The sequence below is a fragment of the Acinetobacter sp. 1566109 genome, from assembly GCF_000582255.1.
GTDB classification, from domain to species: domain Bacteria; phylum Pseudomonadota; class Gammaproteobacteria; order Pseudomonadales; family Moraxellaceae; genus Acinetobacter; species Acinetobacter nosocomialis.
In genome coordinates, this window is the sequence record NZ_JEYB01000004.1 from 12406 (window position 1) to 28764 (window position 16359).

Below are 16359 nucleotides of genomic sequence, written 5' to 3' on the forward strand. Positions count from 1 at the left end.
CTCTAATTAGTTAGTTTGATTTCTTAAGAGAGCTCTACGATGCCATTTGCTCAATTCAACAATATCCATGTCATCGTAAGTACTTGGTGGCCAGTGGAAGATGACGGCAATATTAGCTATTGCCTCATCTACATCATCGACCAGCTCTAGGCTGTCTGAGCCTTGATTTCCTTCTGTAAGGCTTTCGGGTACAAAAAAGTGACCAAATGCCCTCCTAAATTGGCAAAATCTACAGGGTCCATTTGGTAGATTTGCTGAGGTGTCAGTGCTGGGGAAGTAACACGTGGAAGGACTTTACAAAGTGCATCTACGTCATGCTGGTAAATAGCCTGGAGACTGGTACCACTTAATGCCTTTACACCCGGTTTACGAATTGTGACCTGAGTAATCATCTGTTCACCCATACGGATTGGTTCTTCTAAATTCACCACTTCTTCATTCGGGTTTTTAATTTGTTCCTGGTTAATCGCTTGATCAATTTGATTCATGTGGAAATATCCTAAAAGTTAAATAAAAAACCTTCTGCAGTACTGGGCTACAGAAGGGAAGGAAACTTATAAAATGCCTAAGATGTTGCGTTGTTTTTCAAGACGATCTACGCCACCGATCATTTCTTTCATGCCAAGAATGTCAATTTCGACTTCAACAACACCGTTTACTGTCAGCTTGTAGTAAACACAGTTCGTCACAACTTTATGTTCTGTGTCTTCACCAGGTGTTGATTCACCACCGTCAATTTCTTCGTGGCGACCTTTAACAACCACTTCAACGGCATCATATTCGCCATCATCATCTCGCTGGTATGCCCCAGCAAAACGGAGATAAACACCGTCAATTTTTTCCATACCAAATTGACGGAGTGTCAAAAGATCTAAACCACCATAAGTTGACTCAAGTACTAAGCCATCATCGGACATGCCTAAATCGACTTTTACGGTCCCGTTCATACCACCGCCACGGTAGTCTTCAGTTTTACGGCCTAACTTGGGTAAAGTCACAGTTTTAACTTTGCCCAAGTAGCTATTCCCTTCATTAAAGAAGTTCATATTTTTTAATTTTGGAGGTAAAGCCATGCGTTATGCTCCTTAAGCTTTTACAGATGCAGCAAAGTTAGCGAGATAACGATCCGTAATACGTTGGCGGAATGTCAGATCTTCTAACGGTGGGACAGGGGTGTAATCGTAATCAGTGGCCAATTTACCCACCTTCAACGTATCTGGAGTATTTGCTTCAGGATCGAACCAGGCGTCACCACCAATGAGGTATTTATTACGCGTGAGTTCACGTAGCTTGGCCTTTTGACCTTCAAGAATGTCCGTGACCAACGAACCATGAAGAGGTAAATCATTTGCCCACATGTGTGCTTCAGCCATGGTGTCAGCCAATACTTGAGCAGTACGTGTATAGTTTTCAAATAGGAATAATGGATCATCTGAACATGTACGAGATCCCCAAAAACGGAAGCCTTCATGCTGAATTAAAGTGGTGACTTCATTACTGTTGAGATAGCCAGCGTCAGTAGCTGGATCTTGCAGATCCCAAGTCACATCAGCATCAATGCCAGTAACACCAGACACAGCAACGTTTGAAAGAGTTTTATGCCAGCCGATTTCGTTATCAATTTTTGCACGTAATCCCATAGCAACTGCTACAGCTGGCACTGTTTCTGTTTGAGCAGTTGTTGTATTAAATGCTACAAAGTTCGGCCAAATGATCATGAGTTCACGTGCTGCAAAAGCTTCACGATATGCCACAGCTTCTTCTTTGGTTTTACAGCCCCATGCATACGCATAAGCCATAGCACGTAACTTTTTAGCAATAACAACTAATTCAGTAGCAACTGGCTGAGTATCAAGCCCAGGTGCGCCTAAAATACGCGGCTGAACCCCTAATTTTGATTTGGCAACAAGTAAAGCTTTAAGGCCGGTATATTTACCTTCAGCGGTAACAGTACCCACGACGTTTGCAGTTTGAGCTGCTTCATCAACTGCAGTGGGTACACGGACCACGACACAAATAGCGTTGGTCTGGTTGGCCATATTTTGAAGTACTTTTGCTAAAGTTCCGTTTTTACCGGCTTTAGCTACTGCAGCTTGTATATTTGTAATTAGTACTGCTTGGTTTTCTGGAAATACTAATGGGTCTGCATCATCTGCAGTTGCAACAAAGCCCGGAATTGCAGTTGCAATGGTTCGGATTGGCCGGATCCCATCATTGAGTTCAAGGACACGGATTCCGTGGTGGTATTGATCTATAGCCATAAAAAAGCCTGTTTATTGAGGTTTTAATTCAACAAACAGGCTTGCATGACTAAATCAAAAGTGTAAGTTTCTTGGTCTGTGAAAATGGTTTTTACATGATTACATCTAACTTTGTATTTCAATAGGATTTAAACGTATATCTATCCATCTTTGTTCACCATTTATATTGTCAGGTATATCAATCGGGTTTTCTTCATCAGCTACAACTGAAGCAGTTTCAATATCGAATTTACGCATAAATGTTTTAATTTCGATATCACCATTTTCTAATTGTTGATACTTAATTGCACAAATTTTATTTCCATTACTGTCACTTGGTACTTCTACCCACCAACCTATTTTCGCAAATCCTAAACTACCTTTAACCAGATAGTGACCAATTCCTAATTTTTCAAAAGAGATAGGCTGTTCTGAGGCTTCTTCATTCATCTCAACTCTATCAGCAAATAATTTAACAATGGGTGAAGCTGCTTTAAGAGTCCCATCTGCTGTAACAGTGGTATTACGACTATGATAAAGATAAAACCAAGGTAACCAATTTCCTTGTGTGTTAAAACGTGCATAAATTCGCTCACTTAATTGAGCTGCAAAAATCTGAAACGTTTCTGGAGATTCGCTACCAGTTGAAGAAAAACTAATTAAACTACCGTAAATGTCTATATTGTTTAATGGATATGAATTACGGACTTCTTGTGTCGATTTTGCGACCTCTACAGTAACGGGTCTTACATCTACGGTGCCTTTATAGTTGGGTATATTCGCTGTTTTGTGATGATAAGAGTGCCCGACATTATTGCTAACAGTCCATTCACTACCAACAAAACTTGTACTGTTTGTTTCTCCAATAGTATTAATATCAACAATAACAGCCTGATTTTTCTGACCGAAATTATATGTTCTATTAATCGCTTCAAAGGCTCCGTGAAACTCTAGGCTATTATTGTCATAAGATAACGGATTATATATTTGAGCTTCTGGAATAAAGATACATACCGCTTCACCATCTGGTAAACGATTATCTTGATATTGAATGAATTCAAGATATAGGTTTTTAAATTGTGAAGTTTCAATATCTTTAAAGAAAACAGTACATGAACCACCGACATGAGTAATATTATTAAATACAGATCGTGTAACTTTATTGCTTCCGCGTCCGCGATTAATATCATCTTGGGTTGATGTATTTTGTTCTCCATAAAATAATATTTTGACGTCTCTAGCATCAATATTAACGAGTTTATGGTAATACATACCATAACCACCGTAATTAGGATTAAATTGAATACCGATATCTAGACCATTTAATTTTAAATCTGTAATGTTTACCCACATTACAGATTCTCTAGTACCCGTTTTGTGAGCTTCATTTAAATCATATCCGAGGACGATAGCTCTTTGTTTCTTTCCATATGTGCCAGTTATTGTTCCATTGATAATACTAATGTGATCTCTAAGAATTTTGAAAAATGTTAAATTATCATTATGCGTTTTAATAGTCGCACCATTTAAATCTAATATTAAACGTTTGTCTGCATAGCCCCATTCAGTGACTAAATTATTATCTAAAGCATCAAACGTAACTGTAGAATCAATAAAGTATTCTTTACCGAAAGTCTTAATTGAGTTAATTCTATTTTTTAAACAATAATCTAATGCATTTTGAAAACGTAAACTTTGATCCAAACCATTAGATTGTACTCCCCAATATTCAATAAAATATTCTTTATCAATCTGGCGAACCCAACCATTTATAATAATACCGCCATCATTTATATTAATTTTTGATGAGTCAAATACAAACGATCCTCCAGCTTTTGATTCACCTTCCCAATATGATTTTACAAATACAGTTCTGCCATCCCATACTTCTAAACCTAATAATTCTTTTATTGAATTGACATGTTGAACCTTAGTTTTATTGGCAAAATCAATTACCTCAATTTTTGCATCTTCTAAGGCTTGAATAGTAGCCATAACTACAGATGCATCAATCTTTAATTCAAAATTAGCAGTATTATCAATTTGCAATACAATACGAATAGATTTGATTTGGGCGGTACCTTGATCTCCACTTGGTTTATATGTTGGTGGATAGTTTGCATAGGCAACCATGACATTGCCAGCCCATAGACCGACCTCACGAATATTAAATCCACCAACTGCTGAAGGAATTACTCCATCGGCTTCTAACCAGTTCGGATTCTCTCTAGAAGGGGCAAGCCTATTTAATGCAACACGATATACTTCATTAACCATATGAGTAAATGTTGCATCTGGTGTAGGTAACATGCCGCCACCATCACCAAATGACATATGTGTAATACCTAATTTGGTTCCGTTTTGAATCGATTCTCTAAGTAATGCCAAGCCTTTTTCAGTAAAAAGTGAGTGATATAGTGCTGCCATATTTTTATGCTCTATTTGGGATAAATGCTAGTAGTGTCATGCTCATAAAAAGCAAATACGGGATAGATAAGTGAATTTGGATCATCAACTTTTGGATAGATAGTTACGTCATCTCCGCCATAACATCCGCAAGCAACATTAGTTTCTCCATCAACGCTAATTACGTTGATTTCGATACCTTTAAGTTCTCGTGTTAAGGGTTTCGCATCGTTAAGTAATTCAACTAGTGTTTTAGATGTCTTTTCTGTTAGTGCACGGCCATTTGTTTCAATTGTGATTTGAAAAGTTCCTGGTTCATTCATAGGGCTTTCTTGCCACCATTCATGAATCGTTAATGAATAACCAAAACTTTCTACAATTGAGCGAAGAGCAAAGTTAGTCCCTTTATATGTATGAACTTTGATTGAGTTTTTAATTTGTGCACGCTTGACTTCATCTGGCCAATCATCTTGCCAGCGATCTACCGAAAATTGCCAAGCTAAAATTGACAAGAAATCGGCTGGAGCATTATCAACACGAATTAAGCTTGATAAGTTTGTATTTAGCTCTGTTGTTTTAGCTGTAGTTTCAACAATTTTTTTTTCAAAAATTGTCGTATTTGGAGGAAGTAGATTCATTATTCATTCCTCACACTAAGGCGGATAGCTGTACAGAATGCTGCTTGAAAGTTCGTGACATGCAGTTCTGTAGTGGGACTAATGAGTTCTACGCGTTCAACACCTGAAACTTTTAAAATAGAGTAAAGATCGGAGAAAAAAACACCCTTGCCAATACGTTTTGGCTCTTTGGTATAAGAAATAGTATTAGCTTGCGCTGCAGATAAAACAGGTTCTGTCTCAGGTACATTTTTAGTGACTAAAACAGCTTCTATCTCGTAGTTAATGATTTCTGCTGATTGAACTAAAACTCGGTCTCCGGTTGGCCGTTTTGTTTCTGCCGAAACGTAGTCATAGACAATTTTATTAAGTTCTTCTGTAGAAGCATTATTAGATGTATCGCGCTGTAGAATTGTTAAAAGTGCATGAGCTGGAGCTGGCGAACTACATTTAACATCTGCGACTCGGCTATCAGCAGAAAGCGTGTGGAATTCATAAGCTGATTCAGGACCTGCAGTACTTAATGCATCTAATTTCTTTTGAATGCGGTAACGAAAATCTTCATCTTCTTCATAAACAGCTGGGGCTGGTGGTGTGATTGAATCATCTGCAGGTGTAATTACTAAACGCTTAACATCAAAATTTGCACCCCAAACATCTAGATCATTACCCTTTGCAAAAGCAAGTTGTGTAGCCAATGCTTTTTCATTGATTTGATTCCGTAAAATCATTTCCCGGTAAGCATTTTCTTGTAAAAGCTTTGTGACTGGCTCACTTTCACGGCTCAGTGTTTTACGAACAAGCTCTTGTTCATCCTCTGGATGAAGCGAAATGAAATATTCTTTACGTTCATTGAAGATGTCTTCATAGTCAAGCACATCAACAAAATTTGGTTTTGGTAAAGAATTAAAGTCAACACTCATAAGGAAGATCCAATTGAAAGAGGAATACTTAATGAAGCTTGTTTATTGCTATCGACTAGACTGCAATCCATATCTAGAAAATATGAACCTTCTTCATTAGTCACTAACGAAACTGAATTGAGAATGATCCTATCTTCCCAACGTAAAAGTGCAGTTGCAGTCGCTGCATATAACTGCAGAGTGGCGATTTCATCAAAAGGGGAATCGATCAATTGGTAGACCAAAGAACCATATTCTCGACGCATGATTCTTGTACCAATGGGTGTAGTTAGAATGTCCTGGACAGATTGACGGATATGATCTAATTCAGTTTCAAGCTTTCGGCCATTTTCACGTGACATCATGGAATTGGCCCTCCAGTTGTCCCACCGCTATCTCCAGGATGCTTATGTTCTTTCAAACTAATTGAGCCAGCTTTAACATCAGCTTCAGTACTAAAAGCACCCGTTGAATGACTACTACCTTGCACTAACTGGCTACCTCCAACGGTATTATTTCCAGTCATAGCAGTACTGCCATTAACCTGAAGATTCCCATTGATGGTGGTATTACCATTAACTGTTATCCCACCATCAGCAGTTACAATTGCTTTGCCACCTGAAGGTAAAATGGCTGATAATTGATGAGCAGAAATGTCATAAGCAATGATGCAACCGTCAGCAAATACACGGATTTTCTGGTTTAAATCATCTGAAGGAGCGGGATGCTCATTGTTATAAAGACCACAAAAAACCACGCTAGTTGGGCCAATCTCACCGCAAGGTGAAATCACCATAACTTCTTCATCTAAAGAGGGTGGATCCCAATTTGAGTCATCTCCGGAACGTGCATTAAAAAAGCGAATTTCAGGTGTGACAATATCGTCAAGATCAACAGTGACAAGAGGGATGGGTTTAGACGGATTTACAGTCTTGATTTTTCCGAACCGAATCAGATTTTCAAGACGACGATTGATGTCAGCATTCATGCCAACACTTTGCGTTAGAGTTTTTTAGTTTTCAGCAATGGAAACTTGTGAAAATGGTTTTCACAAGTTGAGCTATTTAATATTGATATGCTTGATGAATGATGACTCAACCAAATTAATCTCTTTATCTGTAAAACCTAGCAATTCACGTTTTGGATAAATTGTATCTGGAGCAGATCTAGTTGCCCGATCTCTTAATCCATATTGATGTACCTTAGCAATTCGACTGACACGACCAATGAAACCTACGGCAATTGATTCACTATTGCTTAGTACTTTTAGATGAGAGTTAGATTTAATCCGGGAAAACATTTTTCTTTTTATTTTTCCTTTCTGGTCACGTAACCGTGTACGTCTTGCCGTATAAGCTGATCCATCTGGATTTTGTTGCGCTGTAATACGCTGCCGTTGGCTTGTTCGAAGATCTCGTCCAATATTTTTAGCTAGTTTTGCCCTTTCACCTGGGGACAAACGATCTAACAAAGGTTGAAGATAAAGGGCAAGATCCTGAATATTATTCATGGGTTTTTCCCGGGGAAAGGCATATCCAAAGAACGTCCTTGAATATTAGCCGTGCGCCATGTTGCCAGCGTAGATCCATCCTTATCTATTAATTCAAAATAAGTAGGTGGGCCAAACTCAGTATATTGTGGTTCAGTTGGGTATGAGATCTCGAATTTACCTTCAGCATTCTTTTTCACAATGACACGTTCAGTTAAAGGGATTTTAAAATGCAGATCATATTTGCTGTTATCAATGAGTTCAGCTTCAAAAGTAATGGCTTCTTTTACCTTATCTAGATTGGCCATAAGCTCGGATTGATTGTCCATAATCCATGTAAAAAGGACGACTCCAAATACATCTACATCACCAGCATAATCAGTGATGATCATATCTAGCGTATAAGCCATTTCAAAACTATATCCATTTGCTGCAGTACTCATTAATTTACCGTCATTTGCAAAGATGAGTAAACGGTCCGGATCTTGGGGCAGATCCGGAATCGCATTCAGCAAATATTCACGTAAAGCATGGGGCTTTTTCATGCTGCAGTTTTCTCCCCATAAATAGGTTCAAGATGATCCCATTCTTTTTGGAATTTAGCTTGATAGCCAAGTTTTTTATAGTTTTTGCCGTTGTAGAGTGTAAAGACTGTAGACCAATCTTGTTTTTGTAATGCTTCTAATAAGCCTGGTTTCCATTCAATAAACCGGATAAATGCCTCGAGTTGGTGACCTTCGCTAATCTGCTGTTGATCAACAAACTCTTGAACAGATGAATAACCGAGATCCTTCCAATTTTCGCCCATAATTTGGAACTGGCCCCAACTAGTAGATTTCAGGGCAGATTCTTTATGAATATTTATGGCCAAACTTAACCGAGTGTATTCAGCTGCATCACCTTTGTAGCCTCCCGTTAATGTATTGACTAAATTTGGTGTTACTTTTGCCTGATTATTAGCAAATGTTTTACCTAATGCCTGGCTTAAATAAAAATACATTCGATGACGTTCAAATAAAATTTTAGCCTTTCCGTTTTCAAGAAAGCCTACCCCTTGGCCTTCGACAGCTCCAAAAACTCGAATAACTAATTCAGGAACTTTTAAACGTATTGCAGCTTTTTTATAGTCTTCATCTTTTAAAAGTTTACTTACTGAATCACCAGCTAAAGCTTGGCGAGTTTTATCACCGACTTTACCGTCAACTACTAAGCCAAATTTACGCTGGAGTTGAACCACTGCAAATTCAGTACTCTCTCCAAAATGGCCATCAATGGAAAGAGGCTTACCTTTAATACCCTTGTAACCCATTTTAGCTAATTGCTTTTGAAGAGTTGCGACGGCATCACCTTTTGAACCAAATTTTAAAATCATGTCGTACTCCAAATGAGTTTGGCCACATTACCTTTTGTTCGCCAGATGAGCACTGCAAGAAGGATTGCAAAAATGGCATCCCAGAGCGTAACTGGATCCTTAAAAAATAAGATATGCACTGATTGGCCTAAAAAAGCTGCAATCAAAGTTGCTGCAAAGAATGAATAGCCACGGTGGAAATTTCCACCATGACTAAAGGTTGCAATACGAAAACCGCAAATGAGATAAGCTAAAACGGCAACAGCTTGAAATAACAATTCGATCATGACTTGCCACCTCGAAAGATATTAAGAATGTCGGAAAGCTTCGCAGTCTTAACCCAATCAACAACCTTGATTAATATGAATAAACAAAGTGTTGAAGTGATAAGGGCTGCCACTGCATCAGCTTTTAATAATGTATGTTCTGTAATTAATGGTGCACTGATATAACCAATACCAGTGGCCAATAACATATTGCGAATACGTTGGTAAGCATTTAAATCTTTTTCAAAAGTTGCAATAAATGCTGCACCAAGTACTGCACCTAGCAACGCATTACCATTAATAAATGGAAGCAATGAGACTGCACTTAGAGTGGCAATGGTTGCTGTTGAAGTTGTTGGTTCTGGCATAAATTCTCTCAATCCCAAAGCTGGACGCTTTGAACTTTATTTTGTTGAGTTGGGATGTCTGGTAATTGGACTTTGGTACCCATTGGAATGAATGGACCAAATTCAGAAAGATGCGGATTGGCTTCTAATACTCGTTCAACTACTCCAGTGCTCCGCCCATATTCACGCCAGCAAATTGCGTCAACCGTGTCGTGTTGGATTGCATAGATCTCTTTCATCTAAACCAACTCCACATTTAGGCGACGGACTTTTTTTATATCGCGGATGGCAAAACGCAAATCACGCTTATAGTCATCAATTGTCGGTGTCAATTCTTCAGCTTTTTGGCTACCGTTGTTGGTAGTGTCATAAGACCGGTAACGTTCGCAAAGTTCTGCACCAGCAGCTGCAGCAACTGCACGGAAATACAAAACAGCAGCAATAGGCTTTCCATTGACCTGTTTATTTGTAATTTCTACTAACGTAGGGGCTTTGCTGAGTAAACTTTCCAGTTGTTCATTAACATGAATTACAGCTGCTTCTATAGCTGAAATTAGACGTTGATTGGTGACACTTGAATCTAAACGCAAAACTTCACGGACATGGTTGCTTGATACCGATGGAAAGAACGGATCACTATTGATTACAACGTCCTGATTTGAAAAAGTACCGTTTGCAATTAATCCAGACATTTTTATTCTCGGTTAGTTGAGGGGTGGAGATCTGAACCAAAAACAGAACAAAACAATGCCTGTCTTTGTCAGATCTGCCCCTCGGTGGGTGCTGGGCACTCGTTAAGAAGAAACTCCCTCTAATACCTGATTGCCAAAATCATCTACAACAGGAGTTCCATCAGCATTAAGTAATGGCTGAGGTGGGTTTTCTTCTAATTGTTTTTTCAGTAAACGTTCAGACTTTTGAAGGTCTTGTTTACCACCACAATTTTCATTGTATTTAATTGCTTCTTTTAGCCACTCGACCGCTTGTGAGTAGATTTCTTTTTGTAAGAAAACACGGCCAATTGCTACATAGAGCTTTGCGCGGATCTGATCATGCATGCTGAAGTCAGATGTAATGCTAATGGCTTGCTTTAAAACTGATAAATCAAAAACTTTACCTTCAGCATAGGCTGCTTTTGCAGCATTACCGATCTCTTCAGCAACAATAGATGCAGTATCACGGCTGAAAGAATCAGGCATAGAAAGACCGTGCTTTAACGCAAACTCAGCAATACGGAGACCATCTTCAAACATGCCAGCATCAAAGCACCAAAGCATAATTGTCGTGACAACATCATCCTTCAGATCTGGTGCACGGTCTTCAATTGAAAGAACACCTTCAACATAAGGCATGTATTTCGGGATTAATGTTGCTTTGTATTGGGCACGTTCTATTTCTGATTTGACGTTACGCAATAAGTTTTGGTCATTTTTTAATTCAGCCAATTGCAACATATAGACACTGGCATCTTCACGAACACCACCAAATTCATTTTCAGCATTAGCGGCTGCTTTAGCTGCTAATGCCTGAAGGCGATGTCGTCGAGCTGGACTCAACATAAATCACCCCTTATTGAATTGTGATGTTTTCAACGAGGCCTACTTTCTCGTAGGCTTCAATGACGTAAGCTTCATTTGAAGATTGGTAATCTTCAATACGGTTCTTACTTGGCTTTTCATTAATGTGACGACGTTTTGCATCTTTCTGGTAGTAAATCGAGAGATTATCAAGCGAAGTAACTAGAAGGGCATTGTCTGGGAAGTGAGGTACACGGATGGCAGGTAAACCACCAATTTGCTTTTGACCAACCAAGATCTGACCAGCTAAAACATTCTGGTTATCTGCAGCGTTGTTTACGATTGGGAAGTTTTTATCTGCAAGTAACTGACGGCCACAAATTACGACTAAATCAGTGTCATCTTGATGTACTTCATCAATCAGCTCATTAACAACGTCTTGTACAAGAGCATCAAGGTTTTTGTATGTACCTGTAGCACCAACAGTCACGTCTGCCATTACTCGATCAGCAGCATTTAGACGAATTTTTTCTAACCACCCTACGTTCACATCCTGAAGTTTTGGGTTAGTCGCTCGGTTCGTTGTAGCCGCAGCAGTCTTACCATTAAAGCCGATCATGATGCGATCTAACGCAATAGATTTGGCAATAGCGTTCGTCCAACGTGCATGAAAATCTGGGAATACGGCCCATGCATCAAGCTTTTCATAACCAATGGCAACGTCAAAATCAGTTTTGATACATTCATAGTTATCTGCACCGAAACCCGTTGGATCTACTGGGGTACGTTCACCAGAACCTGAAGTATCTGTACGTCCGGCAATTGTTTGGTTTACAGATAAACCAATCGCTTGACCTTTAGGATTAATCACACCAATGACATTGATTTTAGATAAAAATTCGCTAGAAGCTTGAATTTTATCTTCCATCTTTTGAGCTGGTACTGGAGCAACATTAAAAGTATGTGCTACAGACTCAACACCATTAATTTCGGCTAGTTTTTGAAGGCTGTGGTTATATTTAATTCGTGTATCGTTACGCATAAGTTCGCTCGCTAATTAGCAATCAATTTGTTCTGAGAAATTGCCTGTATTTTCGGGAGCAGGCGGAGTATCAGGGTGAGGTTCTTGACTCAGCTTTACTTTCAAAGCTTTAAAGTCATTTTCAAGAGTGGAGTACTTTGTTTTGAACTCTTGGAGTTCTTGCTGAGTTTCACCAAAGGTTTTAGCAATCTGCTCAATTGACTTTGCAACTTCAGTAAATTGGCCTTTGTTTTTCTGGTCCTGTTCTTCTTGTTGTGGCTTTAGCCAATTCATAACGGTATTGAACAAGCCAGTAACTGCCAGCTCTTCTTCAAACTGTAAATCGACTTCTTCTGCAGCAGTGAAAAGGTTGTCTTTATGCTGCTTTTTTGAAGTAAATGGACTCGCTTCAGGGTTATTTGCCGCAAACTCCATGATTTGCGTACCTAAAGAAGCAGGAGTATCAGTGAATGCAATACCAACTAAATAAGCTTCATTGGTATCTGCAAAGTTGGGATTAACTTCAATTGAGTTAAACAATTTTTGTTTTCGGCCATGCATCTCAATGAGATTATCGAAGGCTTCAAGCTGTGCATATAAAGCCCATTTCTTTTGACCTGCAATTTCATCTTCTTGGGCTTTCAGTGCGATTACTTTGGCATAATTTCCAAAAGTAGAATCTGGCGAAATACCACGGAAGTGTTCAATATTTGCCATGGCTGTATAAGTATTCTGGCTATAGTTCTTAGCCATTTGTTGAATCCAAGCTGCTTCAATCTGGCGGCCATCGGTTGTGGCTCCAGCAACTGCAACTCGATAAAACTTGGATTTCTTACTCATGAGGTTTGAATCCTGCTTAATATTTAAATAATTCATAATTTACGTAGTAAGCAGAATCGGAATTAAACCTAAAAGAATCAACGAAGCTCCCTTGTGAAAACTGTTTTCACAAGGTCTGTACAGTGAATCAATAAATTGAAGTTGGCTTAATAAGCCAATGAATACGACGCCTGAAAATACATCTCTGACTTTTGATAACCGCCTCTTAGCAAAGTTCTTATACTGGATGGGGTGGCGGATCAGCTCGATTGCAGAATACTTAAAAGAAAAAGATAAAAATGTTCATGCCTGGAAGGCAAGAGATGAATGGGACGAGCAAGCTCCTGAAGGACGTGTTGCACAGGCTTTAGAAGCCCAACTTGTAAAGTTAATTATTCTTGAAAAGAAAACACCCGGTGATTTTAAAGAAATTGATTTGCTTATGCGCCAGCTGGAGCGTATGGCTAAAATCAATAAATATAACAATGGTGGAAATGAAACTGATCTCAACCCAAATTTAAAAAATAGAAATGCAGGTCCACGTAAACCCACTGCTAGAAATGTGCTGACAGAAGAACAAATAGAAAAGCTTCTTGAAGACTTTGACGAGGGCTTATTTGAATATCAAAAAGTTTGGTACCGTGCTCGTGAACAACGGAACCGTGCTGTTTTAAAATCTCGACAGATTGGTGCAACTTTCTATTTTGCCCGTGAAGCTTTAATTAAAGCAGTTACGACAGGCAGAAATCAGATTTTTCTATCAGCTTCTAAAGCTCAGGCGCATGGTTTTAAAACATACATTAAGGATTTTGTACTTCAGTCAATTGGCGTAGATCTACAGGGTGATCCAATCACAATCACTCTACCGACCAATGAAACAGTTCAACTCATTTTCTTAAGTACAAATGCTAAGACTGCCCAAAGTTACCATGGCGATTTGTACTTTGATGAATTCTTTTGGGTACATGGCTTCGCCACACTTAAAAAAGTGGCTTCTGCTATGGCAGCTCAAAAACAATATAAAAAGACTTACTTCTCCACGCCTTCAAGTAAATCACATGAAGCCTATAAGTTCTGGACGGGTGAGGCTTATAACAAAGGTCGAACTAAAGATAAGCAAGTTGTAGTCGATACAAGTCACGAAGCACTAAGAAATGGCGCTCTTTGTAATGACCAGATGTGGCGACACATTGTCAATATTTATGATGCTGAACGCCAAGGCTGTGACTTGTTTGATATTGATGAACTCATTGCAGAAAACAGTGCTGAAGAGTTTGCAAACTTGTACATGTGTGAGTTCGTCGATGACGGGCAGAGTGTTTTTCCATTAAGCCTTATTCAACCTTGTATGGTGGACTCATGGGAACTTTGGGCCAAAGACTTTAAGCCGTTAGCAATAAGGCCATTTGGAAGTAAACAAGTCTGGGTGGGCTATGACCCGGCAGAATCTGGTGATAGTGCTGGCTTGGTCGTAGTTGCTCCACCAGAACCAACTTACAACAAGTTCCGTTTACTAGAACATCATCAATTCAAAGGAATGGACTTTGCGAGTCAAGCACTTTTTATCAAGAAAATTTGCCAAAAATATAGGGTGACTTATCTCGGAATGGATAAGTCAGGAATGGGTACTGGTATTGCTCAGTTAGTTCTAGACTTCTTTCCTAACTTAACAACCTTTACTTACTCAGTTGATGTCAAAACTCAATTAGTCATGAAGGGCATGGACGTCATCAACAAAGGACGCTTTGAGTTTGATGCCGGTTCTACTGAAGTGGCTCAATCCTTAATGGCCATAAAAAAGACCTTAACAGCCTCTCAAAAACAAATGACTTTTGAAGCTTCACGTGCTGAAAACATTGGGCACGCTGATCTTGCATTTGCCATTTTTCATGCCTTCTTTAACGAACCGTTGTCTTTAGAAAATGACGGAAATTCTAAAAAATCCTCAATGGAGATTTACTAAATGTCTGACAGTAAAGTTCAAGCTTTTTCTTTCGGAGATCCAGAGCCGGTTCTTAATAATCATGACTTTTCAGGTTACTTTGAGACTTGGTTAAATGGACGTTATTTTGAACCACACATTAGCTTAAATGGTCTGGCAAAATCTTTCCGTTCAACACCCTATCTTTCAACGGCCATCATCTATAAAAAGAATCAGCTAGTTTCCTCTTTCAAACCACACAAATTGCTTAGCTCTGCTAACTTTGAACGAATGGTTTTAGACAATTTTGTTTATGGCAACGGCTATTTGCAACGTATTGATAACCGTCTAAAAGATCCACTTCAATTCAAAGGCTTGATGGGTAAATATGTTCGTCGTATGAAAGAATCTAATCGCTTTTTGATGCTAATAGATGGGTTTAATGAACACGAGTTTGCAGAGGGTTCAATTTGCCATATTAAAACTTCAGATGTTGACCAAGAAATTTACGGCTCTCCTGAATACTTATCAGCATTACAGTCTGCATGGTTAAATGAGTCAGCAACTCTTTTTCGTCGTAAGTATTACAACAATGGATCTCATGCTGGCTTCATCTTGTATATGACTGATTCAGGAATAGATGATGAAGATGTGGAGTCACTCAAACAAGCTATGAAAGACTCACGTGGACCAGGCAACTTCAAAAATTTATTTCTCCATGCACCTGGTGGCAAAAAGGATGGTTTGCAGTTAATCCCTATTAGTGAACTAGCCGCTAAAGATGAATTCTTAAATATCAAATCAATCACACGTGATGACATTCTTGCTGCCTTTAGAACGCCACCACAACTGCTTGGTATCATTCCATCAAATGCTGGTGGTTTTGGTTCAATTAAAGATGCACGAGAGGCCTATTGGTATAACGAAATTGTTCCAGAGCAAACACGATTTGCTGATACTGTCAATGAGTGGGCAGGGGATAAAATAGTGAATTTTAAATTTGAGGATGTGAATCCAACTTTGTAGCTTTATAAGTTATTGATAATAAAAGTAAAAAAATGATTTTCAGCTCGCACTACACTTGGCGGAAGTTTCTTAAGAAACTTCCGCCAAGTGTAGTGCGATGAAATGTAAATAGTGTTGCGAAAAGGTATTAAATTTGTAGTCTGTCTAATTTATAGGCAAAAATAGGGTTGAATAAACTCAGATACTCAACTACTATGATCCCAAGTTCTTTAGAACTTGGGATCATAGTAGTTGATCCTGCCATAATTCTTTCAATAAAAGAGGTCACTTATGAATACAATGGTAACACTGCGTCGCCCTGTTTCAAAACGTGGCAATCGTCGTGAAATCTCTCCAGAACGTTTAGCTGCTTTGGTAAACACTGCTGATCAATTAGCTGATCATGGTACCGAGCGCATGGAAAAAGTGAGACAGTCTGTTACAGCTAGAGGCTAAGA

Annotated in this window: 22 protein-coding genes; 3 read left to right on the forward strand and 19 right to left on the reverse strand. The window is 38.9% G+C overall.

What is annotated here, in order from left to right; all coding sequences use genetic code 11:
* Positions 1-6: 6 nt before the first annotated feature.
* The 19 genes from J582_RS25820 to J582_RS07570 form a co-directional block, all read right to left on the reverse strand.
* Positions 7-144 carry a GpE family phage tail protein gene (locus J582_RS25820; RefSeq protein ID WP_100221757.1) on the reverse strand — a complete coding sequence of 46 codons (138 nt, stop codon included), beginning with the start codon at positions 142-144 and terminating at the stop codon, positions 7-9.
* Between the two features lie 2 nt (positions 145-146).
* On the reverse strand, positions 147-488 hold the full coding sequence (locus J582_RS07485) for a phage tail assembly protein (RefSeq protein ID WP_024436757.1): 342 nt from the start codon (positions 486-488) through the stop codon (positions 147-149).
* Positions 489-554: 66 nt separating this feature from the next.
* Positions 555-1073, reverse strand: a complete 519-nt coding sequence (locus J582_RS07490; RefSeq protein WP_032047661.1) for a phage major tail tube protein — start codon at positions 1071-1073, stop codon at positions 555-557.
* Between the two features lie 12 nt (positions 1074-1085).
* Positions 1086-2261, reverse strand: a complete 1176-nt coding sequence (locus J582_RS07495) for a phage tail sheath protein (RefSeq protein ID WP_032047662.1) — start codon at positions 2259-2261, stop codon at positions 1086-1088.
* Between the two features lie 105 nt (positions 2262-2366).
* Positions 2367-4667 carry a phage tail protein gene (locus tag J582_RS07500; protein ID WP_032047663.1) on the reverse strand — a complete coding sequence of 767 codons (2301 nt, stop codon included), beginning with the start codon at positions 4665-4667 and terminating at the stop codon, positions 2367-2369.
* An 11-nt stretch (positions 4668-4678) separates the two neighbouring features.
* The gene (locus J582_RS07505; RefSeq protein ID WP_032047664.1) at positions 4679-5284 is read right to left on the reverse strand and encodes a phage tail protein I; all 606 of its coding nucleotides are present in this window, start codon (positions 5282-5284) and stop codon (positions 4679-4681) included.
* Complete coding sequence (locus tag J582_RS07510; RefSeq protein ID WP_032047665.1) at positions 5284-6186, reverse strand: baseplate J/gp47 family protein; 903 nt, start codon at positions 6184-6186, stop codon at positions 5284-5286. Before J582_RS07510 ends, J582_RS07505 begins: the two co-directional genes overlap by 1 nt.
* The gene (locus tag J582_RS07515) at positions 6183-6530 is read right to left on the reverse strand and encodes a GPW/gp25 family protein (RefSeq protein ID WP_032047666.1); all 348 of its coding nucleotides are present in this window, start codon (positions 6528-6530) and stop codon (positions 6183-6185) included. The genes J582_RS07510 and J582_RS07515 overlap by 4 nt, the downstream gene beginning before the upstream one ends.
* On the reverse strand, positions 6527-7153 hold the full coding sequence (locus tag J582_RS07520; protein ID WP_032047667.1) for a phage baseplate assembly protein V: 627 nt from the start codon (positions 7151-7153) through the stop codon (positions 6527-6529). The genes J582_RS07515 and J582_RS07520 overlap by 4 nt, the downstream gene beginning before the upstream one ends.
* A gap of 72 nt (positions 7154-7225) precedes the next feature.
* Positions 7226-7675, reverse strand: coding sequence for a phage virion morphogenesis protein (locus tag J582_RS07525; RefSeq protein WP_032040914.1), 450 nt, complete (start codon positions 7673-7675; stop codon positions 7226-7228).
* Positions 7672-8199, reverse strand: coding sequence for a phage tail protein (locus J582_RS07530; RefSeq protein ID WP_032047668.1), 528 nt, complete (start codon positions 8197-8199; stop codon positions 7672-7674). Before J582_RS07530 ends, J582_RS07525 begins: the two co-directional genes overlap by 4 nt.
* Positions 8196-9026 (reverse strand): N-acetylmuramidase domain-containing protein, encoded by an 831-nt coding sequence (locus J582_RS07535; RefSeq protein ID WP_024436839.1) that lies wholly within the window; start codon positions 9024-9026, stop codon positions 8196-8198. The genes J582_RS07530 and J582_RS07535 overlap by 4 nt, the downstream gene beginning before the upstream one ends.
* A complete protein-coding gene (locus J582_RS07540; protein WP_024436838.1) occupies positions 9023-9292 on the reverse strand; it encodes a phage holin family protein in 270 nt (89 codons plus the stop codon). The genes J582_RS07535 and J582_RS07540 overlap by 4 nt, the downstream gene beginning before the upstream one ends.
* Positions 9289-9639, reverse strand: coding sequence for a putative holin (locus tag J582_RS07545; protein ID WP_001114936.1), 351 nt, complete (start codon positions 9637-9639; stop codon positions 9289-9291). The genes J582_RS07540 and J582_RS07545 overlap by 4 nt, the downstream gene beginning before the upstream one ends.
* 8 nt (positions 9640-9647) lie before the next feature.
* Positions 9648-9857: a tail protein X gene (locus tag J582_RS07550; RefSeq protein ID WP_032047669.1), complete on the reverse strand. Its 210-nt coding sequence runs from the start codon at positions 9855-9857 to the stop codon at positions 9648-9650.
* A complete protein-coding gene (locus J582_RS07555; RefSeq protein WP_032047670.1) occupies positions 9858-10310 on the reverse strand; it encodes a head completion/stabilization protein in 453 nt (150 codons plus the stop codon).
* Between the two features lie 102 nt (positions 10311-10412).
* On the reverse strand, positions 10413-11177 hold the full coding sequence (gpM, locus tag J582_RS07560; protein WP_032047671.1) for a phage terminase small subunit: 765 nt from the start codon (positions 11175-11177) through the stop codon (positions 10413-10415).
* A gap of 10 nt (positions 11178-11187) precedes the next feature.
* Positions 11188-12177 (reverse strand): phage major capsid protein, P2 family, encoded by a 990-nt coding sequence (locus J582_RS07565; protein WP_001243257.1) that lies wholly within the window; start codon positions 12175-12177, stop codon positions 11188-11190.
* A 15-nt stretch (positions 12178-12192) separates the two neighbouring features.
* On the reverse strand, positions 12193-12996 hold the full coding sequence (locus J582_RS07570) for a GPO family capsid scaffolding protein (protein ID WP_000039402.1): 804 nt from the start codon (positions 12994-12996) through the stop codon (positions 12193-12195).
* A gap of 157 nt (positions 12997-13153) precedes the next feature.
* On the opposite strand from J582_RS07570, the gene J582_RS07575 reads away from it, so the two are divergent.
* The 3 genes from J582_RS07575 to J582_RS26730 all read left to right on the forward strand — a co-directional run bounded on the left by J582_RS07575 (position 13154) and on the right by J582_RS26730 (position 16357).
* Positions 13154-14938, forward strand: coding sequence for a terminase large subunit domain-containing protein (locus tag J582_RS07575; RefSeq protein ID WP_032047672.1), 1785 nt, complete (start codon positions 13154-13156; stop codon positions 14936-14938).
* The gene (locus tag J582_RS07580) at positions 14939-15922 is read left to right on the forward strand and encodes a phage portal protein (RefSeq protein WP_032047673.1); all 984 of its coding nucleotides are present in this window, start codon (positions 14939-14941) and stop codon (positions 15920-15922) included.
* A 270-nt stretch (positions 15923-16192) separates the two neighbouring features.
* Entirely contained in the window at positions 16193-16357 is a 165-nt protein-coding gene (locus tag J582_RS26730) for a hypothetical protein (RefSeq protein ID WP_155766476.1), read from the forward strand.
* The last annotated feature ends 2 nt before the right edge of the window (positions 16358-16359 follow it).